Origin of the sequence: Streptomyces bacillaris (assembly GCF_003268675.1) — a bacterium.
In the GTDB taxonomy this organism is placed as follows: domain Bacteria; phylum Actinomycetota; class Actinomycetes; order Streptomycetales; family Streptomycetaceae; genus Streptomyces; species Streptomyces bacillaris.
In genome coordinates, this window is sequence record NZ_CP029378.1 from 1,506,603 (window position 1) to 1,528,227 (window position 21,625).

The 21,625-nt window shown below is 70.3% G+C and carries 15 protein-coding genes; 5 read left to right on the forward strand and 10 right to left on the reverse strand.

Features of this window, described 5'->3' with window-relative positions:
- Positions 1-210: 210 nt before the first annotated feature.
- Genes DJ476_RS06190 through DJ476_RS34400 form a run of 4 tightly spaced genes read left to right on the forward strand, consistent with a single transcriptional unit; the run spans position 211 to position 7,136 of the window.
- Positions 211-1,260 (forward strand): hypothetical protein, encoded by a 1,050-nt coding sequence (locus DJ476_RS06190; RefSeq protein WP_162638636.1) that lies wholly within the window; start codon positions 211-213, stop codon positions 1,258-1,260.
- Positions 1,257-3,368 carry a vWA-MoxR associated conflict system protein gene (locus DJ476_RS06195; RefSeq protein ID WP_162638638.1) on the forward strand — a complete coding sequence of 704 codons (2,112 nt, stop codon included), beginning with the start codon at positions 1,257-1,259 and terminating at the stop codon, positions 3,366-3,368. Before DJ476_RS06190 ends, DJ476_RS06195 begins: the two co-directional genes overlap by 4 nt.
- Positions 3,365-4,318 carry an AAA family ATPase gene (locus DJ476_RS06200; protein ID WP_112490046.1) on the forward strand — a complete coding sequence of 318 codons (954 nt, stop codon included), beginning with the start codon at positions 3,365-3,367 and terminating at the stop codon, positions 4,316-4,318. The genes DJ476_RS06195 and DJ476_RS06200 overlap by 4 nt, the downstream gene beginning before the upstream one ends.
- Positions 4,311-7,136 (forward strand): TIR-like protein FxsC, encoded by a 2,826-nt coding sequence (locus DJ476_RS34400; RefSeq protein WP_162638640.1) that lies wholly within the window; start codon positions 4,311-4,313, stop codon positions 7,134-7,136. The genes DJ476_RS06200 and DJ476_RS34400 overlap by 8 nt, the downstream gene beginning before the upstream one ends.
- 88 nt (positions 7,137-7,224) lie before the next feature.
- Here the strand turns inward: DJ476_RS34400 and DJ476_RS06210 are convergent, their stop codons facing one another.
- Both DJ476_RS06210 and DJ476_RS06215 read right to left on the reverse strand, forming a co-directional pair.
- Complete coding sequence (locus DJ476_RS06210; protein ID WP_112490047.1) at positions 7,225-8,268, reverse strand: LuxR C-terminal-related transcriptional regulator; 1,044 nt, start codon at positions 8,266-8,268, stop codon at positions 7,225-7,227.
- Between the two features lie 445 nt (positions 8,269-8,713).
- Positions 8,714-10,060: an aminotransferase-like domain-containing protein gene (locus DJ476_RS06215; protein WP_112492450.1), complete on the reverse strand. Its 1,347-nt coding sequence runs from the start codon at positions 10,058-10,060 to the stop codon at positions 8,714-8,716.
- A 224-nt stretch (positions 10,061-10,284) separates the two neighbouring features.
- Here DJ476_RS06215 and DJ476_RS06220 point away from each other — a divergent pair, with 224 nt between their 5' ends.
- Positions 10,285-10,935: a LysE family translocator gene (locus DJ476_RS06220; RefSeq protein ID WP_112490048.1), complete on the forward strand. Its 651-nt coding sequence runs from the start codon at positions 10,285-10,287 to the stop codon at positions 10,933-10,935.
- On the opposite strand, the gene carB is transcribed toward DJ476_RS06220, so the two are convergent.
- From carB to DJ476_RS06255, 8 genes are all read right to left on the reverse strand, one after another.
- Positions 10,854-14,246: a carbamoyl-phosphate synthase large subunit gene (carB, locus tag DJ476_RS06225; protein ID WP_112490049.1), complete on the reverse strand. Its 3,393-nt coding sequence runs from the start codon at positions 14,244-14,246 to the stop codon at positions 10,854-10,856. The two genes, DJ476_RS06220 and carB, sit on opposite strands and share 82 nt — an antisense overlap.
- On the reverse strand, positions 14,239-15,381 hold the full coding sequence (carA, locus tag DJ476_RS06230; protein WP_112490050.1) for a glutamine-hydrolyzing carbamoyl-phosphate synthase small subunit: 1,143 nt from the start codon (positions 15,379-15,381) through the stop codon (positions 14,239-14,241). Before carA ends, carB begins: the two co-directional genes overlap by 8 nt.
- On the reverse strand, positions 15,378-16,646 hold the full coding sequence (locus DJ476_RS06235; RefSeq protein WP_103421444.1) for an ATP-grasp domain-containing protein: 1,269 nt from the start codon (positions 16,644-16,646) through the stop codon (positions 15,378-15,380). Before DJ476_RS06235 ends, carA begins: the two co-directional genes overlap by 4 nt.
- A complete protein-coding gene (locus DJ476_RS06240; protein WP_018490382.1) occupies positions 16,643-16,933 on the reverse strand; it encodes a hypothetical protein in 291 nt (96 codons plus the stop codon). Before DJ476_RS06240 ends, DJ476_RS06235 begins: the two co-directional genes overlap by 4 nt.
- A gap of 218 nt (positions 16,934-17,151) precedes the next feature.
- A complete protein-coding gene (locus DJ476_RS06245) occupies positions 17,152-18,405 on the reverse strand; it encodes an ATP-grasp domain-containing protein (RefSeq protein WP_112490051.1) in 1,254 nt (417 codons plus the stop codon).
- A gap of 100 nt (positions 18,406-18,505) precedes the next feature.
- A complete protein-coding gene (locus tag DJ476_RS06250) occupies positions 18,506-19,459 on the reverse strand; it encodes a TauD/TfdA family dioxygenase (protein WP_112490052.1) in 954 nt (317 codons plus the stop codon).
- Between the two features lie 43 nt (positions 19,460-19,502).
- Positions 19,503-19,661 (reverse strand): hypothetical protein, encoded by a 159-nt coding sequence (locus DJ476_RS34820; RefSeq protein ID WP_019764611.1) that lies wholly within the window; start codon positions 19,659-19,661, stop codon positions 19,503-19,505.
- Between the two features lie 54 nt (positions 19,662-19,715).
- Positions 19,716-21,554, reverse strand: a complete 1,839-nt coding sequence (locus DJ476_RS06255; RefSeq protein ID WP_112490053.1) for a carbamoyltransferase family protein — start codon at positions 21,552-21,554, stop codon at positions 19,716-19,718.
- Between the last annotated feature and the right edge of the window lie 71 nt (positions 21,555-21,625).

Consider the following 21,625-nt stretch of genomic DNA (forward strand, 5'->3'; position numbering starts at 1 on the left):
CGGTACGGGTGTGGGGGATGAGGGTGGTGGGGATGGCGGAGCGGCACCTCACGCGTCCATTTTTGGCATGGACACGCAAGGTGCAGTACGACAGTACAATTTCACACAGCACACCCCTTGAGAAGGCGCCCGCCCGGACTTTCACCGAACGGGGTCACGACCGCCGCCCTTTCCCTCACAGGGTCGCCCGGCCGTTGCTAGCCTGCAGGCATGGCGCATCCGACGGGGAGGGGTGATCCGGTGGGCCCGCGGCTCGTCTTCGTGCACGGGATCGGAGGCCCGCGCGACCCGGAACGTGAACTCGACGCCTGGAAAGCGGCGTTGGCACACGGAATGCGGCTGAGCGGGCACTCGGCCTCGGCCGACCGCCTGCTCTCCGACACCTCGGTGGAGTGCGTGTTCGCCTCCTATGCGGACCTCTTCACGGGCCATCAGAAGCAGGGCGCGGAAGCTCCTGCCGCCCTCGGGGACGACGAGGAGGCCGCCTCTGTCCTCTCGGATCTCCTCATCGACTGGGTGGAGGCGCTGAGTTACGAAGCGGAGGGTCCGCGTGAGCAGCGTCTGCTGGAACATGCCCGTGCGGAGGCGGAGCCCGGAACCCAGCAGCAGGGTTCCCTCCAGGTCGTACGGCGCGCCCTCAACGTGACCACGACACTGCTGGCACTCCGGCCATGGGGACGGACAGCGCAGTGGATCACCCCCAAGGTGATGGTGGGGCATCTGTCCCAAGTGGCCCGCTATCTGGCCCGTGGTGAGCACGACGCGTCGGGGAGGACCCTCGACCGCCGCGTCCGCGACCGGGTGCTCGCGGCCGTCTCGGACGGGCCGAGCGTGGTCGTCGCGCACTCCCTGGGCACCGTCGTGGCCTTGGAGGCCCTGCACGAAGTCACCACACGGACACCGCTGTTCGTGACTCTGGGCTCGCCCCTGCCCATGCGCACGGTGATCTGGCCACGGCTGGCCCCCCAGCCTCCCGCCGTTCCGGCCCGCGTGGAGAAGTGGCTGAACTTCTGGGACCGTGACGACATCCTGGCGGTCCGGCCCCACCTGGAGCGGGACATGCGGCCGAACGGCTCGGGGGTGCTCCCCGCCAGTCTGCGCATCGACTCGGACGGCACCTGGGTCCACTCGGCCGAGAAGTACCTCGCGCAGCCCGCCGTGGCCGGACGGGTGGCCGAGGAACTGGCCCGTACGCCGCACGTCGCCCCCGAGGTTGTTCCCGGCAGCACCCCCTCGGCCCCCGCCGGCTCCGCCGGATGAGCAGCGGCCCCGGCGGCCGTCGGCACGTCGTGGTCGTCGCCCCCCATTGCGCGTCCATGGAGCATCTGGAACGCCTCGAGGAGGCGGCCACCGACCTCTACGCCGTACTCACCGACCCCGCGCTCGGTTCCTGCGAGCCCGGCATGTCCGACGGCGGCGCGCTCATCATGGGACACGGCCTGGAGAGCCGGTCCGTGGTGGACCGGCTGGAGGAGGCGATCGGCCACGCGGCCGAGCACGGAGCCACACTCGTGCTGGGATTCCTCGGTCACGGCTTCGCACCGGGCCGCACCAGTGAACTCCACCTCATGTGCGCGGAGTCCGGCGAGGACCTTCGCCACGGGGCGGTCAACGTGGGCGAAATGCTGGCGAGGGCCGCGGACCACCCCGGCGTGGACGGTGTGATCGGGATCATCGACACCTGCCACGCCGGGGGTGCTCCTCCCGCGATGGACGCCCTTACGGGAGGTGCGCGCAGCGGCCGGACGCGGCTGAGCCTGCTCATGGCCTCCTCGGTGGGCCAGGCGGCCAGAGACCTGGTCTTCTCCCGGCAGCTGGCCGCCCTGGTCCGTGCGGGGCTGCCTCGCACGGGCACGCACCTGAGCACCACCGACGTCCGCGACGCCCTGCGGGCGGTGGTGGTCGGGCAGAACGTCACCTGCTTCGAGTACGACGGGGACGGCCTGGCAGACGGACCTCTCTGGGTGGCGCGTAACGCCGCTGTCGTGAAGGCGCGGGGTGGGAGCCTCAGCGGCACGCTGGCGACCGAGGAGCTGACCAGGGCGCTGACCGCGCTGGATCCGGCCGCCCCCGTGCCGGACGGGGCCCCTGACCTGGGGGAGGCTCTGCACTGCCGGACCGCGGTGCTGCGGCACCCTCCCGGTCCGGCGCGAGAGCGGGCGCTACGGGCGGTGGACGGACTCATCACCGCGGTGACGACGGTGGCCTTCATCCGTGAGTGGATCGGCACCGGACTGACCACCGCGCGGCTGCGGCAGGCCCACCACACCCTGTCCGCCGCGGCCGGCAGGCCTCCCGGAGCCTGTGCCCCCACCGATGTGGCCATCGTCGACGAGCTGACGTTCAACCACCCGGTCAGCGAGAGCGACGGACGGCGGGGGCTCGCACAGTTCGTGGCACTGCTGGCCCAGATCTGCGGCAAGTCCTCCGACGACCCCGCACTGCGTTCCTGGGCCGTACGGATCCAGGCGCTCGTCGAGGTCAACGACGCCGTCGAGGCAACGGCCCGCCGTGCCAGCCGGAGCCGTCTCACCCTCGTCATCGGTCTCCACGCCTCCCTCACCGGCGACTGGCCGGAGACGGTGGACGGCTGGCTCCTCCTGGACGGTTCGGTGATCCACCACCAGGAGTTCCTCAGCGACCCGGCCGACCGGCGGGGCACCGAGGCGGCGATCGAGGACGCCGTCCTGTGGGCCGAGGACCACGCCGGAACGCTCGCGCTCCCCCTCACACGGGTCGATGTGGCCGCTCCCGGCAAACTGCTGCTGGACTGGCACCCGGAGGAGGCAGGCGCCGCCATGCTCCTGGGCGTCCGGTACGACGTGCGACTGCACTGGAGCAGCCGACTGGCGCCCGACGCCTCGGTGCGCAGCATCGAGGCCATGGTCGCCGCGCGCTGGGAGTCCTTGTCCGGGGAGACCGGGGAGACTCCCGTGGACTGGCTCGGGCCGGGCGATGTCGCCGATCCGCAAGCTCTGCGGGGGCGGCTGCGCAACGGCAGCTACGCACGCGGGATCGGGCTGCTGCACCATCCGGGCACGGACGCCCACCTCCTGGACACCCTTCTCGCCTACACACCGGTTCTGCTCTGGCCCCAGCCGCACGCCCCGGCCGGATTCCCCGCCGAGCGGCACGCCTTCCTCGACGACAGCTGGTGGGCCATGCCCGGTGCTCTCGTCGATGCCTATCGGAAGCGCTGGCAAGGCGGCGCCGACGCGGACCTCGCGGATCTCCGGGCGGTCTGGGACGACGAGGAATGGCTGCGCTTCTGCCGGTTGTTCCGGACACCGCCCTCCTCCGCCCGGCCTGCTCCACCTGCCTCACCCGCCCTGCCCGTCCCACCTGTCAGAAGCGAGGGGTCACCTTGACCTGGAACACCAGTTACCGCGGCGACGGGACCGTCCGGGCCGATGCGGCTCTGCCCGAACCTCCGCCCTGGCGGACCTTTCCGGTCCGTTCGGCGGCCGAGGTCTTCGAACCGCCGACGGGGCTGACCGAGGCGGTGAACGCCGCACTCGCGCTCCGTCGGCCCCTGCTGATCACCGGGGGCCCGGGCACCGGCAAGTCCACGGTGATCGAGCAGGTGGCGACCGAACTGGCGCTGGGCCCGGTGCTGCGCTGGCACGTCACTTCACGCAGCACCCTCGGTGACGCCCTGTACCGCTACGACGTCCTCGGCCGCATCCACGCCCACCGGCTCCAGCAGGAGACGGCCCGGGTCGGCGGCGAGGCGGGGACGGACGACATCGCGTCCTTCCTGACCCTGGGCCCCCTGGGTACCGCCCTGCTCCCGTCGTCGCGTCCGCGCGCCCTGCTGATCGATGAGATCGACAAGGCCGACCTGGACCTGCCGGGCGACCTCCTGGACGTACTGGAGCGCGGGGAGTTCCGCATCGCCGAGCTGTTACGGGAGGAGCAGCGGTCGGCGTGGGTCCGTACCTGGGAGAGCGAGGACCGGCGGCTTGTCGAGAACGGGCACGTGCAGTGCACCGAGTTCCCGTTCATCCTGATGACCAGCAACGGTGAACAGGAGCTGCCCGCCCCCTTCCTGCGCCGGTGCGTCCGCTACTCCATGCCTCTTCCGACCGCCGGGCTGGTCCGCAACGTCGTGCGCCGCCACCTGGGCCTGGACGTGGGAGAGTCCGGACCCGCCGCCGAGCTGGTCCAGCAGTTCGTCCAGCGGCTCGCGGGAGGCGAGAGCCTGGCGATCGACCAGCTGCTTGCGACCCTGCATCTGCTGAGCGGCCCGAACGGGTCGGAGAGCGCCGAGCGCGAACGGGTCGTCAGCCTCCTCATGCGGGACCTCTCCGGTGCCTGACCCCGGTGCTCCGGCCCCTGAGCCGTCCTCCTCCCCTCCGCCGGACACCGAGGAGGGTTCTGCCCGCCGTCCCGACGATCCGCTGCTGGCCGTCGTCGCGGCACTGCAGGGTCTCGGCCGGAAACTGGACGCCGTGGCGATCAGTGAGGTGCTCTGGCTCGCCGCCCGCCACCAGCGACCGGTCCGCTCACCGGGCGGGCAGGCCGGAGGGCCGCAAGCCGGACACGGGAGGGTCGATCCGCGCGAGAAGGTCGGAGTGTGGGCGCCCTCGCCCGGAAGCCGTACGGTCGATCCGTCCGTCGGTGGCGGATTGCGCGGCAGGAAGGTCGCTCTGCCACGAGGTTCCGCGCTTCCGCGCGCCCGGGAGATCGCGCGTTCGCTCAGACCGCTGCGCCGTTCATGGCGGAGCGGCCGACGGCTGCGGCTGGACATCGATGCCACGGTGTCGGCCTACGCCCGTACGGAAGAACTGCTGCCCGTCTTCCGGCCCGCGCCCGAACGGTGGTTCGACCTCAGGGTGTTCATCGACCGGTCACCGACCATGTCCGTGTGGTCGGACACCGCCGAGGAACTGGTGAGGGTTCTGGCCAGAACCGGTGCGTTCCGCACGGTCCGCGTCGGAGGGATCGCCTCCGGCAGGCCCGCGCCCACCACCGGCGTGGATCAGCCCCCCACGGTTCCCGCACGCTCGCCACAGCCACGGCGGCTCGTCCTGGTCTTCTCCGACTGTGCCGGCGACCGGCGATGGGAGCCCCTTCTGCACGGGTGGGCGTTCTGGTCTCCCACCCTCCTGGTGAATCCGCTGCCGCCCAGGATCTGGCGCTACTCCGGCCTCGACCTGCCGGCTGTCAGGGTCACGCCCCCGAGAACGCCGGGCCCGCGCAATACCGAGCTGCGGTACGCCGTCCCGCCGCTGCTCGACGACGAAGCCTCGACCGGAACGGGCTCCGGAACGGGTGTCGGCCCCTGGGTGCCGGTGCCCGTAGCCTCGCTCTCGCCACGCTCCCTCGGGCTGTGGGCACGTACGCTGATGCGCGCCGCCCCGGAGGGTTGCGAGGCGGTACTCCTGACCGGAGGGTCATCACCTCGTACGGTAGTTGCCGCGCAGCCGGCCGCGAACGCGGTGGAGGCGTTCCTGCACCGGGCGTCGACCGAGGCGATACGGCTGGGGGTGCTCGCCTCCTCCTATCCGGCCCTGCCCGCGGCGCTTCTCAACGTCATCCGCCAGGAACTGGTTCCGGAGGCCGATGCGGCCGACGTGGCGGAATTCGTCGTGGGCGGTCTCGTCTCCCTGCAGACATCACCCGAACCCGGCCTCTCGTCCCCGCTGCTGCGTTTCGAGACCGGCGTGCGCGAAAGGCTCGCCCCACGGCTGGGTGTACGTGACGCGGCCCGCGTACAGGACGCGGTCGACGCCTTCCTCTCCTCGAACGCCGCTGCCTGCGGTCACTTCCCCGCACTCGTCGCGGACCCGGCGGGCGGTACGGAGATCTCTCCCGGCACCGCCCCCATCGCCGCGATATCACGCGATGCCCTGCCCGAGCCGGTGGAGGCGGGACCGGGCGGGCGCACCGTCGCCCTCGGCCCGGCCGTCGAGCGGTCGTCAGCGCGTCCGGCCCGCCCCCGGCCCTCCGCGGAGAGGGAGCGGCCGTACTTCTTCCTGAGCTACGCCCGCACCCCACGGCACGGCCGGGACGGGCAGGACGCGGACCTCTGGGTGGAGCGGCTCTTCCGTGACCTGTGCGGCCATCTCATGGCGCTGAGGGACATCCCGGCGGGGGTGCCTGCCGGGTTCATGGACCGGGAGATACGCAGTGGTGAGAACTGGTCGGAGCGGCTCAGCGACGTGCTGTCCCGCTGCCGGGTGTTCGTTCCTCTGTACTCTCCGCGCTACTTCGCCAGCGAGACCTGCGGCAGGGAGTGGTACGCCTTCGAGGCCAGGGCCAAGCGTCGGCCCTACCCCGGCGCAGCACCTGCGACCGCGCCGATCGTGCCCGCGCTCTGGGTCCCGGTACCGGCCGGGCAGTTGCCGGACGTGGCGTCCCGATTGTCGTACTCCGATCGTGACTTCGGAGAGCAGTACGCCACGGACGGGCTGTATGGGCTCATCAAACTCCGGCGCTTCGCCGAGCAGTACGAACGCGCGGTGTACGAACTGGCCAAGCGGATCGTCGTCGCGGCGGACACCTCCCCCGGGGACGGGCCCGTGATCGACTACCGGACCGTTCCCAGCGCCTTCCACTCTCCCCTGCATCAGCCGGACACCCTCAGGGTCGCCGTGGCAGCTCCCACCAGGCACAACCTGCCCGACGGGCCCGACCCTTCCCACTACGGCGACACCCCGGAGGAGTGGAACCCGTACAGCCCCGCCTCACCACGCCCGCTGGCCGACGCCGTGATCGATCTGGCCTTCCGGCTGAACAGCCAGGTGGACGTCTCCACGCTCGCGGAGGAAGTGCGACGCATCGACGACGGTCACCCCTCTCCTGGGCCGCTGCTCCTTCTGGTGGACCGCTGGGCTCCGCTCGTACCGGAACTGCGGCACCAACTGGCACGGCTGGACGCGGCACGCGAACCGGGAACGACCGTGATCGTCGGGTGGGATCCGCAGGACGGAAGGGCCACAGAGCCCAACTCCCCGCTGGCCCACGCACCGGCACCGGAGCAGGCCATGCCGCACCTGGCAGACCTCAGGATCAGCCCCTTCTTCCCTCTCCAGGCTCCCGAGGGGCTGACCAGCCTGCTGCCCCGGGCTCTGGAAGCCGCGTACCACGCCTACTCCCGTGGGAACCCTTCGCCGCAGGGGCCACCGCAGTGACCGCGATCCCGTCGTCGTGACGCCGCCCCCGTGGCGGTCACAGGCGTACGCCGCCACGGGCACCCCCGTCGTCCCCTCAGACCTGGCCTCAACCGCACGACTCCCGTGTGGGCGGCCGACGTTGACGCGCCTGGGGGCGGGGTGCCTCGTCGGGGAGGCCGCCGCCGGCTTCGAGCAGCCGCCGTTGGGAGAGGAGGTAGCCCAGCTCGGCCCTGCTGCGGCTGCCCAGCGCTTCGGAGACCTTGCGGATGTGGGTGGAGACGGTCCGCGCGCTCATGCCGAGCCGGGTCGCGATGGATTCGTCGGTGTGGCCGGAGACGACCATGCGGAGCACGGTCCGGCGTACGGAGCTGGTCAGCAGGTCGGGGCGGTGGCGTTCGACGGTGATGGCGACGGGCTCGCCGCGCTCCCACGCGTGGTCGAACATCTTGGCGAGGAACTCGATCACCCCGGAGTGCCGGACGGCCAGCGCGGTGCTCTTGCGCTCCTCGGTTCCCGGGATGAAGGCGATCGTACGGTCGCAGATGATGACGCGTTCGAAGATCTCGTCGACGGTACGGACCCGGGCGCCTTCGGCGAGAACCTGCTCGATGTAGGCGAGGGTGGGCGCGTGCGACCGGACGCTGTGCTGGTAGAGCGTGCGCTGCCGTACGCCTTTCCGCAGCAGGGCGAGATCGCGGGGCAGGGCCTCGGCGAGCAGAGCGGGCGGCCGGCCGCCGCCGGGCTGTGCGGTCAGCAACTCATCCCGGCAGGAGGCGACGGCCTTCCGCAGCGCCTCACCGATCACCTCTTCGCCGTGCAGCGACTCGATGGGCAGTACGGCCCGGCGCTGGACCTTTCGATAGACGGCCTCCGCCGCGAGAAAGGAGGAATGCAGGACTTCCAGGGATTTCCGGCGCTCTTCGATGTCACGCTCGACATGACGAGCGAGCAGCGATTCGGCGATTGCCGGGGGAACGGGAACGTACACATCCCGTCCGCCGGGCAACGGTTTCAGGAGTCCGGAGCGTACGAGGCACCCGGGCACATCACCGGATACCGTCCCCGCCTCCAGCGCCTCGCGGTAGCGCCGCAGCCCCTCCTCGCACAGGCGCACCTCGGTTAGTGGCGTTATGTCAGGTTCTGGAGTCATCTGCCCATCCTTCGTGTTGCCGCAATTCGTGGTCAGGACGACAGGCAGGCTCGCATCGCCGCCGGAATATGCGAAAGGATGACCGTGACGCAAACAATGCGCTCGAACAAAAGCAGTCGTGACCCCTACCCCGAGCCGATTCACAAGAACTCGCCGGGGAAATTTCACATACGGGAAACTCCCGCAGTGAAACATGGAAACAATCACATCGATAAGGTGATGGTATGTATCGGACCGTCAACGCTGCGCATACTTGCTTTTCACAACGCGCGGGCCGCGCAGAACGGACACGAAAAGACTCCGCCTGGGGGTGATGCACATTTAACGCAAATGACGTCATTCCCGATCCGGACTTTTTCCTCCGGAAATTGACGGAGAAAAATCTCATATTCTGAGACGGTCGGCGGTGGTCGTGCGCCCGCGACACCCGGCCGGGAACGCCGCCTCAGTCCTGGGCGAGATCCTCCGGAGCCGACCTCGCGAGGTCGGCCAGCGTCGCGAGAGCCCGGGACAGGGTCTCCGCCGACGGCGAGGCGAGGCCCAGACGGATCGCGTGCGGACCCCGGTGGCGGCCCACGGCGAACGCCGCCGCCGGGGTCACCGCGATACCGTGCCGCGCCGCGGCGGCGACGAACGTGTCGGCCCGCCACGGCCTCGGCAGCTCCCACCAGCGGTAGTACGACCCCGGCGCGCTGCGGGTCACGAAGTCCCCGAGGTGGCGCTCCGCGATCTCCTGCCGTTCCACGGCCTGCCGCTGCTTGGCCCGTACGAGCGTCTCCACGGCCCCCACCGCCTGCCACTGGGCCATCGCCTCCAGGGGAAACCCCATGGGCGCCCAGCCCCCCGAGCGCAGAGCGGCCGCGACCCCGCCCGACACGGCGGCGGGCACCACCGCGAACCCGAGGGACAGCCCCGGCGCGAGCCGCTTCGACAGGCTGTCGACGAGCACCGCCCGCTCGGGCACACGAGAGGCCAGAGGCGGCAGATCGTCCCGGAGGAAGGCCCACACCGCGTCCTCGATCGCATGAATGCCGCACGTCAGCAGCACATCGGCCAGGCGGTCCAGCCGCTCCGCGGGCATGGTCAGCGACAGCGGGTTGTGCAGGACGGGCTGTACGTAGACGGCGTGCAGCGGCCCGGCCCGGTGCGCCTCCTCCACCGCCTCCGGGATGAGCCCGGCCCCGTCCATCGCGAGCGGCACCAGGGTGACACCGAGCCGGGTGGCGATCGCCTTGAGCACCGGGTACGTCAGCTCCTCCACGCCCAGCCGCGCGCCCGGCCGGGTCAGCGCGGCCACCACCGCCGAGATCGCCTGGCGCCCGCTCCCCGCGAACAGCACCCGCGCTGGATCGGGGCGCCAGCCACCCCGTGCGAGCAGGTCCGCCGCGGCGGCGCGCGCGGCGGGGGTGCCGGCCGCGCCGACCGGGCGCAGCACCGGCTCCAGCCGCTCGGGCCGCAGCAGCCCGCCCAGCCCGGCGGCCAGCAACTCGGCCTGCTCGGGCACCACGGGGTAGTTCAGCTCCAGGTCGACCCGGCTCCCGGCGGGTTCGGAGAGCGCGGGGGCGGGCGGCGCCGCCGTACCGGAGGTGTCGCGTACGAAGGTGCCGCGGCCCACGTGCCCCTCGGTGAGACCCCGGCGCGCCAGCTCCTGATAGACGCGGGTGGCCGTGGAATTGGCGATGCCGTACTGCCGGGCGAATTCCCGCTGCGTGGGCAGCCGTTCACCTGCCTTGAGCCGACCGGCCCCGATCTCGGCGGCCACCGCGTCGGCAACGCTCCGGTAGTCCTTCACGGACTCCACCTCCCGTATCCCGTACTCACCGCGTATCGCTCGCACCGGCATCAGCATCAGCATCGAAGCACAGCATTGCACCGAGTTCAATATCTCGTATTGAACCGAGGAAAGACGGGGCCTTACACTCGAATTGCTCCGACTCATGATGGCCGAAGAACCGGAAATGCACGGAGCAGGCCCTGACAGAGGCCCACCCACGGAGCAGAAGGCGGCGCGCGGTAATGGTTGAGCTGACCGGAGTACTGGGAGTCGCGATGGTGGCCCTGGGGATGGTGCTCACCCCCGGGCCGAACATGATCTACCTCGTCTCCCGGAGCATCACCCAGGGCCGCCGGGCGGGAGTCGTCTCACTCGGCGGCGTCGCGGTCGGCTTCCTGGTCTACCTGCTGGCGACGAACCTCGGCCTCTCCGTGGTCTTCGTCGCGGTCCCCGAGCTGTACGTCGCGGTCAAACTGGCCGGCGCGGCCTACCTGGCCTACCTCGCCTGGACCGCCCTCAAGCCCGGCGGCGTCTCCGTCTTCGCTCCCCAGGAGATGCCGCACGACTCCCCGCGCAAACTGTTCACGATGGGGCTGATGACGAATCTGCTCAACCCGAAGATCGCCATCATGTATCTGTCCCTCATCCCCCAGTTCATCAACCTGGAGTCCGGGCACGTACTGTTCCAGGGCTTCCTGCTCGGTTCCGTCCAGATCGCGGTGGCCCTCACGGTCAACCTGTCCATCGTCCTGGCCGCCGGTTCGATCGCGGTCTTCCTCGCCCGCCGCCCCTCCTGGCTCAAGGTGCAGCGCTACATGATGGGAACGGCGCTCGCCCTCCTGGCCGTCTCCGTCGCCCTGGACACCTCGATGCCCTCGTCCGGGTCGAGCTGATCCCGCAAGGTCATCTCCGTGAGCTGCTCGGCGTGTTCTTGGAGTGAGCGGACGCCGACTCCGCCGTGGTTGAGGGCGTCGATGCCCTGAACCGCGGCGGCCAGGGCCTGGACGGTGGTCAGGCAGGGCACGGAGCGGGAGACGGCGGCGGTGCGGATCTCGTAGCCGTCGAGACGGCCGCCGGTGCCGTAGGGGGTGTTGACGATGAGATCGACCTCCCCGTCATGGATGAGCTGGACGATCGTCTTCTCACCGTTGGGCCCCGGCCCCTCGGACTGCTTGCGCACAATCGTGGCGTTGATCCCGTTGCGCTTCAGCACCTCGGCGGTCCCGGAGGTGGCCATCAGCTCGAAGCCGTGCGCGACCAGCTCCCGGGCGGGGAAGATCATCGAGCGCTTGTCCCGGTTGGCCACCGAGATGAACGCCCGCCCACTGGTGGGCAGGGGGCCGTAGGCGCCGGCCTGGGACTTGGCGTAGGCGGTCCCGAAGACCGAGTCGATACCCATCACCTCACCCGTGGAGCGCATCTCCGGGCCGAGGACCGTGTCGACGCCGCGGCCGTGGATGTCACGGAACCGCGACCAGGGCATCACGGCCTCCTTGACAGAGATCGGCGCGTCCAGCGGCAGGGTGCCGCCGTCGCCGGTCTTGGGCAGGAGCCCTTCGGCGCGGAGTTCCGTGATGGTGGCACCGAGGGAGATGCGGGCGGCGGCCTTGGCGAGCGGGACGGCGGTCGCCTTCGAGGTGAAGGGCACCGTGCGGGAGGCACGCGGGTTGGCCTCCAGAACGTAGAGGATGTCCCCCGACAGCGCGAACTGGATGTTGATCAGCCCGAGGACGCCGACGCCCTTGGCGATGCCCTCGGTGGAGGCGCGCAGCCGCTTGATGTCGAAGCCGCCGAGCGTGATCGGGGGCAGGGCGCAGGCCGAGTCACCGGAGTGGATCCCCGCCTCCTCGATGTGCTCCATCACACCACCGAGATACAGCTCATGACCGTCGTACAACGCGTCCACGTCGATCTCGATGGCGTCGTCGAGGAACCGGTCCACCAGGACCGGGCGAGTGGGGCTGATCTCGGTGGACTCCGCGATGTACGACTCCAGCCGGGCCTCGTCGTAGACGATCTCCATGCCGCGCCCGCCGAGGACGTAGGACGGGCGGACGAGGACGGGGTAGCCGATCTCGTCGGCGATGGCCTTGGCGGCGGCGAAGGTGGTGGCCGTCCCGTGCTTCGGGGCGGGCAGCCCGGCCTCGGCCAGGACCCGGCCGAAAGCACCCCGGTCCTCAGCCGCGTGGATCGCCTCCGGGGAGGTGCCCACGACGGGCACCCCGTTGTCCTTCAGCGCCTGGGAGAGGCCGAGCGGTGTCTGGCCGCCGAGCTGGACGATGACTCCGGCGAGGGGGCCGGCGAGGGATTCGGCGTGGACGATCTCCAGGACGTCCTCCAGCGTGAGCGGCTCGAAGTAGAGCCGGTCGGAGGTGTCGTAGTCCGTGGAGACGGTCTCCGGGTTGCAGTTCACCATCACCGTCTCGAAGCCCGCATCACTCAGGGCGAAGGAGGCGTGGACGCAGGAGTAGTCGAACTCGATGCCCTGCCCGATCCGGTTGGGGCCCGAGCCGAGGATGATCACCGCGGGCTTGGTGCGGGGGGCGACTTCGGTCTCCTCGTCGTAGGAGGAGTAGAAGTACGGGGTCTTCGCCGCGAACTCGGCGGCGCAGGTGTCGACCGTCTTGTAGACCGGGCGGATGCCGAGGGCGTGGCGGACCTCGCGGACGACGTCCTCGCGCAGCCCGCGGATCTCCCCGATCTGGACGTCGGAGAACCCGTGCCGCTTCGCCTCCGCGATCAGGTCGGCGTCCAAGCGCTCCGCAGTGGCCAGCTCGTCGGCGATCTCCTTGATCAGGAAGAGCTGGTCGACGAACCAGGGGTCGATCTTCGTCGCCTCGAAGACCTCCTCCTGGGAGGCTCCAGCACGGATCGCCTGCATGACCGTGTTGATACGGCCGTCGGTGGGGCGGACCGCTTCGGCGAGCAGCTCGGCCTTGTCACCCGGCTCGCCGGTGAAGGCGAACTGCGAACCCTTCTTCTCCAAAGAGCGCAACGCCTTCTGGAGGGCCTCGGTGAAGTTCCGGCCGATCGCCATCGCCTCCCCCACCGACTTCATCGTCGTCGTCAGCGTCGAATCAGCCGAGGGGAACTTCTCGAACGCGAAACGCGGCGCCTTCACCACCACATAGTCGAGGGTCGGCTCGAAGGAGGCCGGGGTCTTCTCGGTGATGTCGTTGGGGATCTCGTCCAGGGTGTAACCCACCGCGAGCTTCGCGGCGATCTTGGCGATCGGGAAACCCGTCGCCTTCGACGCCAGAGCCGAGGAGCGGGAGACACGCGGGTTCATCTCGATCACGATGACCCGCCCGTCGGCGGGGTCGATCGCGAACTGGATGTTGCACCCGCCGGTGTCCACCCCGACCTCGCGGATGATCGCGATCCCGACATCCCGCAGCCGCTGGTACTCCCGGTCGGTCAGCGTCATCGCCGGGGCGACAGTGATCGAGTCACCGGTGTGGACACCCATCGGATCGAAGTTCTCGATGGAGCAGACGACCACGACGTTGTCGTTCTTGTCGCGCATCAGCTCCAGCTCGTACTCCTTCCACCCCAGAATCGACTCCTCCAACAACACCTCCGTGGTCGGGGAAAGGGTGAGGCCCTGGCCGGCGATCCGGCGCAGCTCCTCCTCGTCGTGGGCGAAGCCGGAACCCGCACCGCCCATCGTGAAGGAGGGGCGCACCACGACCGGGTAGCCGCCCAGGGTGTCCACCCCGGCCAGGACGTCGTCCATGGAGTGGCAGATGACCGAGCGGGCGGACTCGCCGTACCCGATCTTCGCCTTCACCGCCTCCACGACGCCCTTGAACAGGTCGCGGTCCTCGCCCTTGTTGATCGCCTCAACATTCGCGCCGATCAGCTCGACACCGTACTTCTCCAGCACACCCTGCTCATGCATCGAGATCGCCGTGTTCAACGCCGTCTGACCACCCAGGGTGGGCAGGAGCGCGTCGGGGCGCTCCTTCGCGATGATCTTCTCGACGAACTCCGGCGTGATCGGCTCCACATACGTGGCATCAGCGATCTCGGGGTCGGTCATGATCGTGGCCGGGTTGGAGTTCACCAGAATGACCCGCAACCCCTCCGCCTTCAGAACACGGCAGGCCTGGGTACCGGAGTAGTCGAACTCGGCGGCCTGACCGATGACGATCGGACCCGAGCCGATGACCAGGACGGACTGGATATCGGAGCGCTTAGGCACGCTGGCCCTCCATCAGAGAAACGAAACGGTCGAACAGGTAGGCGGCATCGTGGGGACCGGCCGCCGCCTCGGGGTGGTACTGCACACTGAACGCCGGGCGGTCCAACAGGTGCAGGCCCTCGACCACCTGATCGTTCAGACACACATGCGAAACCTCGGCCCGGCCGAACTCCGTATCGGACACCCGGTCCAACGGGGCATCCACAGCGAAGCCGTGGTTATGCGCGGTCACCTCGACCTTGCCCGTCGTACGGTCCTGCACCGGCTGATTGATCCCCCGATGCCCGTACTTCAACTTGTACGTACCAAACCCCAGCGCCCGGCCCAGAATCTGATTACCGAAACAGATACCGAACAGCGGGGTGGAGCGCTCCAGCACACCACGCATCAACGCCACCGGGTGATCGGCGGTCGACGGGTCACCGGGACCGTTGGAGAAGAACACCCCATCCGGCTCCACCGCGTACACATCCTCCAAGGTGGCCGTCGCGGGCAGCACATGCACCTCGATGCCCCGCTCCGCCATCCGGTGCGGCGTCATCCCCTTGATGCCCAGGTCGATCGCGGCAACGGTGAACCTCTTCGCCCCGATCGCCGCAACGACATACGCCTCCTCCGTCGCCACCTCGGCCGACAGATCCGCACCCGCCATCTCAGGAGCCTGACGCACCCGGGCGAGCAAGGTGCCCTCATCCGCGATCGCGTTACCGGAGAAGATCCCCACCCGCATCGCACCCCGCTCCCGCAAATGACGCGTCAGGGCACGGGTGTCCACACCACTGATCCCGACCACACCCTGCGCCGCCAACTCCTCATCCAACGACCGCTGGGAGCGCCAATTGGAGGGCTTGCGGGCAGGATCACGCACGACGTAACCGGAGACCCAGATACGACCCGACTCAGGATCCTCATCATTCACACCGGTGTTCCCGACATGCGGAGCCGTCATCACCACCACCTGCCGGTGATACGACGGATCCGTCAACGTCTCCTGATAACCCGTCATGCCAGTGGAGAACACCGCCTCGCCGAAGGTCTCCCCCACAGCCCCATAAGCACGACCACGAAAGGCGCGACCGTCCTCCAGGACGAGTACAGCGAGCCGCCCGTCCCCGCCCGCCTCCCCGCCCCTCATCGATCCAGTCCGCAGACCGCACGCGCTCCCCGCACACCCCGCGCTTCTCGCTCCGGGGCGCACTCCAGGCGGAACTGGGCCGCCGTCCTGAGGATCGCCTTCTCCACGTCGCCGCTCGACGCGCCGCGGAACCGGAATCGGGCGCCGACGTGCTCGTACCCGCCCACGCGCGGGACCACCTGGCCCACGGCCGGGATCGCAGCGGTGTAGGGGCCCTCGTCAGGGGTCGGCGGGTCGGGGAGGTCCCAGGCCGTCACGCGGCAGGGGGCCGGTACGGGGGACGGCACCAGCAGCCAGCCGCCCGTACGCCATTCCTCGGGTACGGGGAGTTCCGGGCGGCGGCCGAGCTGGACGGCGGCGGCGGCCCCCGCGAGGTCGATGTCATGCACCTCGCGCCAGACGAACGGGATCTCCGCCCCGCCGACCCGGTACCCCGCCTCCAGGAACCGGATCGAGGGCGGGCCGTCGTCCGACGTACCGACGAACGCCTCCAGGTGGAAGACCCAGGGTTCCGGGCCGAGGGCCGCGGCCACCCGGGCCGTGAACGCACCGAGGGGGCGCAGGAGTTCGGGGTCGTCGACCTCGACCGAGCCGAGGGCCTCGCCCTGGGTGAAGTCGACGCAGGTGTTGACGTACCGGGAGGCCCGCCAGGGGCCCAGTTCCTCGCCGGTCCACAGGCCGTCGATGTGGAAGATCGGGTCGGGGCAGAACTCCTGGACCAGGCGGGGTTCCGGGGGTGACGTACGCAGCAGCGGAAGGTCGGCCTCGGAGTCGAGGCGTACGACGCCCCGGCTGGCGGTGCCCCGGCGCGGCTTGACCACGACCGGCCAGCCGTGGTGCTGGGCGAAGGTCAGGACGGCGGCCTCGCCGGGGGCGTCCGCGAAGGCGGGGGCGGGTATCCCGGCCGCTGCGGTCACCCGGTTCATGGTGAGCTTGTCGCGGAAGCGGGCCAGCTCGCCGGAGGTCTGGCCGACGCAGCCCAGCCGCTCGCGGACCAGGGCGGCCGTGTCGAGGTCGCCCTCGTTGAGGGCCACCACCCGCTCGGGCACGCCGAAGTGGGTCCGCAGCTCGGTGACCGCGCGCCAGACGGCGTCGAGGTCGTCGGTGGCCGGGACGGTACGGGCGGCCGCCGCGCCGCCGGGTACGGAGTCGAGGGCCAGTTCCGTGGTCACGTAGGTGACGCGGTGGGCACGGTGGTCGAGGTAGTTCTCGTAGTGGGCGTGCCGGTCGCGCCAGCGGTGGAGGACGACGATGTGATCGCTCATGCCCGGTCCGCTCCGGCGGCCGACATGTCCCGGACCCGGCCCACCGCGAAGGTCGCGGAGACCACGGCGGCCCGGGCCGAGCCCAGTGCGCCGCGCGCCGCGTCCAGGTCGCCGTCCGGGAGCTGGCCCACGATGTCGGTGGCGCAGTCGATCAGGTGCAGCGCGGCCCGGGCGAGGGGCTGTTCGCTGCTGTACCGCTCCTCGACCAGTCGGCGGACGGTGTGCAGCTGGGCGACGGGGTCCGGCCGGGACCCCTCCGTCCCGACGGGGCAGATGATCGTGTTCATCAGTGAGTCCATCCCAGGAGACAGGAGCCGGAAAAGGTGGAGGAAGCAGAGGCGGAGTAGAGGAGGGGAGGAAAGGAGGTGAGCAGAGGTGGGATAGCAGAGGGGGTGGAGAGCGGGTGGCCGGACCACGGGGCGCAGTCCGTCCTGGCCACCCGGATTCCGTAGCGCGCGAGGCAAGACAAGGGGGCAGTGCCCCGAGCCCCCGGCGCGCGCCGCCCTCAGCTCGTCTTGAAGCGGATGCGGTCGTTGGTCGCCTCGCACTTGGCCACGGCGTCGTCCGCGTCGCGCCCGGAGGCGATGACGTACCCGGAGACGCAGTCCGCGACGGTCAGCAACGGCGGTACGGTCTCCCCGACGCTCTTGCCGATCACCGCCGCCACCTCCGTATCCGCGAACTCGTCCAGATACGGGAGGAACACGTACTGCTTCTCGCCCTTCGGGACCCGGCGGATCTCGTCGGCCGCGTCGTCGGCCACCTCGACGGCGTCGACCGTGCCCGGCTCCGGGGTGAAGAAGCGGACCGCCGCACCGCCCAGCGGTTCGGGCGAGGTCGCGGGCAGTTCGTCGATGCCGAGGGGGACCGTGAGGAACATCCGGTTGAGGTTCAGCCCGAAGGCGCGGCGGACCAGTTCGGGGGCGCCGCTGCCGGCCAGCCTGGCGTGGGACTCCAGGACGCGCGGGCCCTTGGGGGTGAGGACGAACTCGCTGTGCGAGGGGCCTTCGGTGAGACCCACCGCGTCGAGCAACTTCGGTGTGAGGTCGCGGAGTTCGGCGAGCCACGGGGTGGCGTACCGGCTGGGGGTGCTGACCTCCCACTCGACGTACCGCTCGTTCATCCGGTACTCGGAGTACCCGATGGTGAGGTGGCGGCCCGCGTGCGAGAAGGAGTCGACGCTGACGACGGGGCCGTCGAGGTACTCCTCCGCGATGACGGCCGAGGTCTCGGCCTCCTGGAGCGCCTCCCAGGCCTTCTCGGCGTCCTCGGGTCCGTACACGGGGTGGATGTGCAGGCTGGCGACGCCGTCCACCGGTTTGACGATGATCCGGTCACCGACCTCCGCCCGGAACGCGGCGATCTCCTCGGCGCTGCGGACCAGTTGGTAGCGGACGGGGCTCAGGCCGTGCTCGTCGAGCAACTGCCGCGTGAGCGCCTTGTCCTTGAGGGCGCGGGCGGTGAACTCGCTGACGCCGGGCAGGCCGAGGGCGTCCACGACGAAGCCGGTGGACTCGGCAGCCGGTTCGGTGGTGGTGAGGACGCGGTCGAACGGGCGCTCCTCGTGCAGCGGCTTGAGGAGTTCGAGGATGGCGGGGCCGTCGGCCAGGGGGCCGTGGATGATGCGCTCGCAGTGCTGGGCGACGGCCACGTCGTAGGCGCCCTCCTCATGGACGAGGACGACGTCGATGCCGAGTTCCTTGGCTCCCGCGACCGGTGCCGGCCGGCCGCCGATGACTGCCACGCGGTACTTGCCCATGGGGTTCCCTTCAGGGTTCGGGTGAGAGTGAAGGTGAGGGGTTGGGGGGTGGGGTGGAGCGTCAGAGGGCGGGGAGGCGTTCCGTGGTGAAACGGGCTCGTCAGGCGGCGTAGCAGCGGCGGAGCCAGCGGGCCGTCGTGTTCGGGTGCGGGGTGAACGCCTTGCGGCGGTGCAGCACCCGGAGGTTGTCGAAGATCATGAAGTCGCCCGGCTGGAGGATGAGATCGGCGGCCGGGATGTCGAGCAGGACCTCGCGCCAGCGCTCCAGGGCCTGTTGGGCGGCGGGAGTGAGCCCGGCCGTGGTGCCCCGGTCGTAGCGGGCGCGGTGGCGGCCGTCCGGCCCGGCCTCCAGGACCGGGGTCTTCACCAGCGGGCCGATGGTGTCGCCGTCGTTGGAGTCGGGCGCGCCGACCTCGAACTCCGGTGCCCTGAGGACGGTTTGCGTCTCCTCGTCGAGCCGCACGACGACGTCGTCGAGGGCCGCGACCTCGGTGGGGATGCGCTCCTCGTTGCGGATGGCGAAGAAGGTGAGGTACGGCGGTGCGTAGAGCCGGGGGTCGGAGCCGGGCGGGCCGAACGGCTGGTGGGGGTTGTCGGAGTGCCAGAAGAACTCCGAGTCGGCCCCCCAGGAGCTGGTGGTGCCGGAGGCGGCCGGGTTGGGGACGACATTGCGGATGAGGCGGCCGTCGTTCTCGTAACTCACCGCGAACGGCGTGCAGCCGAGGAGCCGGATCATCCCCAGGTGGATGGCGTTGGTGACGGCGAGTCCGCTCTCGTCGGCGAAGCCGCTGACCGGGGTGGCGGGGAAGTCCTGGGTGGGCAGGTTGGACAGGAGCAGCGCGTGGGAGCCGGCGGCGGTGAAGACCTGGCTGCCCTGGAGGATGTCGCCGGGCAGATGGCGCCGGAGCGCGTAGACGCCGATCCCGCCGAGGATGGCGTCGTCGAGGTCGGAATCGAGGCTGGTCTCCGATACCCGGGCCGATATCTCCTTGCGCAGTAGGTCCCGGGCACTGTCCTCGACGCGGTACCGGGCGAACTGGAGCAAGCTGGTCATCGTCTGTCTCCGTTGGGTCGGTTGCACGCCCTCGTCGCCGCGCTCAGCGAGCCGGTGACGGGGGCGGCGCGTTCCAGTACGTGTCGGCGCGCCGGTTCCAGCGGCGCGCGAGGGGGTCGTCGACGAGTCGGCTCAGCAGGCCGGCCGGGGTCACGACCAGGTAGTAGGCGAGGAGGAGCAGAAGGGTGCGCAAGGTACGCATGGACGTTCGTTCCGTTTCTCGTGTCGGCGCGGAGAAATGCGGGCGGGGGCCGGTTCAGTCGAGCGGGATCTCGTCGCGCCAGTCGGACTCCTCCGTCCAGACCGGCTGATCGCCCTTCTCCAGCAGGAAGTTGCCGAGCGCGAGCATGTCGATGTCGGTCCGCATGAAGCAGGTGTAGGCCTCCTGCGGGGAGTTGACGATCGGCTCGCCGCGTACGTTGAACGAGGTGTTGACCAGGACCGGGCAGCCGGTGAGGGACTTGAAGGCGGTCAACAGCCGGTGGTAGGCAGGGTTTTCGCGGTCGGTGACCGTCTGCACCCGTGCCGAGTGGTCGACATGGGTGACGGCGGGGATGGTGGAGCGCCGCACCTTGAGCAGGTCGAGTCCCGAGGCTCCGCGGTCCTGGGCCTCCAGCCGCTGGGCGGCGGCGACCTGGGAGACGACGAGCATGTACGGGCTCTCCTGCAGCAGGTCGAAGTAGTCCTTGGCGTCCTCGGCCAGGACGGCCGGGGCGAACGGGCGGAAGGACTCCCGGAATTTGATCTTGAGGTTCATCGCGGACTGCATGTCCGGGTTGCGCGGGTCTCCGATGATGGAGCGGGCTCCGAGCGCCCGGGGGCCGAACTCCATGCGCCCCTGGAACCAGCCGACGATCTTCCCCTGGGCCAGCCCCTCCGCGACCTGTGCGGCCAGGGTGTCGTCGTCGAGCCGGCGGTACGGGATGGAGCGCGCGTCCAGGTAGGCGGCGATCTCGTCGTCGCCGTACGCGGGCCCGAGCAGGGACCCGCTCATCGCGTCGTGCCCCGTACGGACGTGGTCGCGGCGGGCGCCCCGCTCGGCCGCGACGGCCTGGGCGGCGCCGAGGGCTCCCCCGGCGTCTCCGGCGGCGGGCTGGACCCACACCTCGTCGAAGATCCCGGCGTCGATCACCTTGCCGTTGGCCACACAGTTGAGGGCGACCCCGCCTGCCATGCAGAGCCGGGACTCCCCCGTGCGCTCGCGGGCGGTGCGGGCGAGCCGGAGCACCGCTTCCTCGGTGACCGCCTGCACCGAGGCGGCGAGGTCGAACTCCCGCTCGGTGAGCGTTGATTCGGAGGTGCGGCGGGGTCCGCCGAAGAGCTTCTCGAAGCCGCGCCCGGTCATGACCTGGCCGCGCAGATACTCGAAGTAGCGCATGTTGAGGCGGAAGGAGCCGTCGGGTTTGAGGTCGATCAGCTCCTCGCGGATGAGGCGGGCGTAGCGCGGTTTGCCGTAGGGCGCGAGGCCCATGAGCTTGTACTCGCCGGAGTCGACCTTGAAGCCGCAGAAGTAGGTGAACGCGGAGTACAGCAGGCCGAGCGAGTGGGGGAAGCGGAGTTCGGAGACGGGGCGGAGGCCGGTGCCGCGGCCGTGCCAGAGGGTGGTCGTGGCCCATTCGCCGACGCCGTCGATGCAGAGCACGGCCGCGGACTCGTACGGGCTCGGGAAGAAGGCGGAGACCGCGTGCGACTCGTGGTGACGGCGGACCGACAGCTCGGGCACCCGGCCCCGGCCGAGGGCGGCGAGTTCGGCGCGTACGGTCGCGTCGGTGCGCAGCTTGCCGGTCCGGCCGAGCCAGGCGGGCAACGTGTCCCGGAAGGAGGCGAAGCCGGTGGGCGCGGCGCCCGCGAAGGTGGCCAGGAGCCGGCGGAACTTCAGCCGGGGGTCCTCGTAGTAGGCGACGGCCGAGATGTCGTCCAGGCTGACGCCCTGCTCGTCGAGGCAGTACGCGACCGCGCGGGAGGGGAAGGAGGGGTCGTGCCGCCGCCTGGTGAAGCGTTCCTCCTGGGCCGCGGCCACCGGCACGCCGTCGGCTACGAGGGCGGCGGCACTGTCGTGGTAGAAGGCGGAGACTCCGAGAATGAGGTCAGACACCGCTGCGTTCCTCCGGCTGGATGGGGAATCGGGCTGGGGCGGGGCAGGGAGTGAGGGGCGCGGTACGGGCG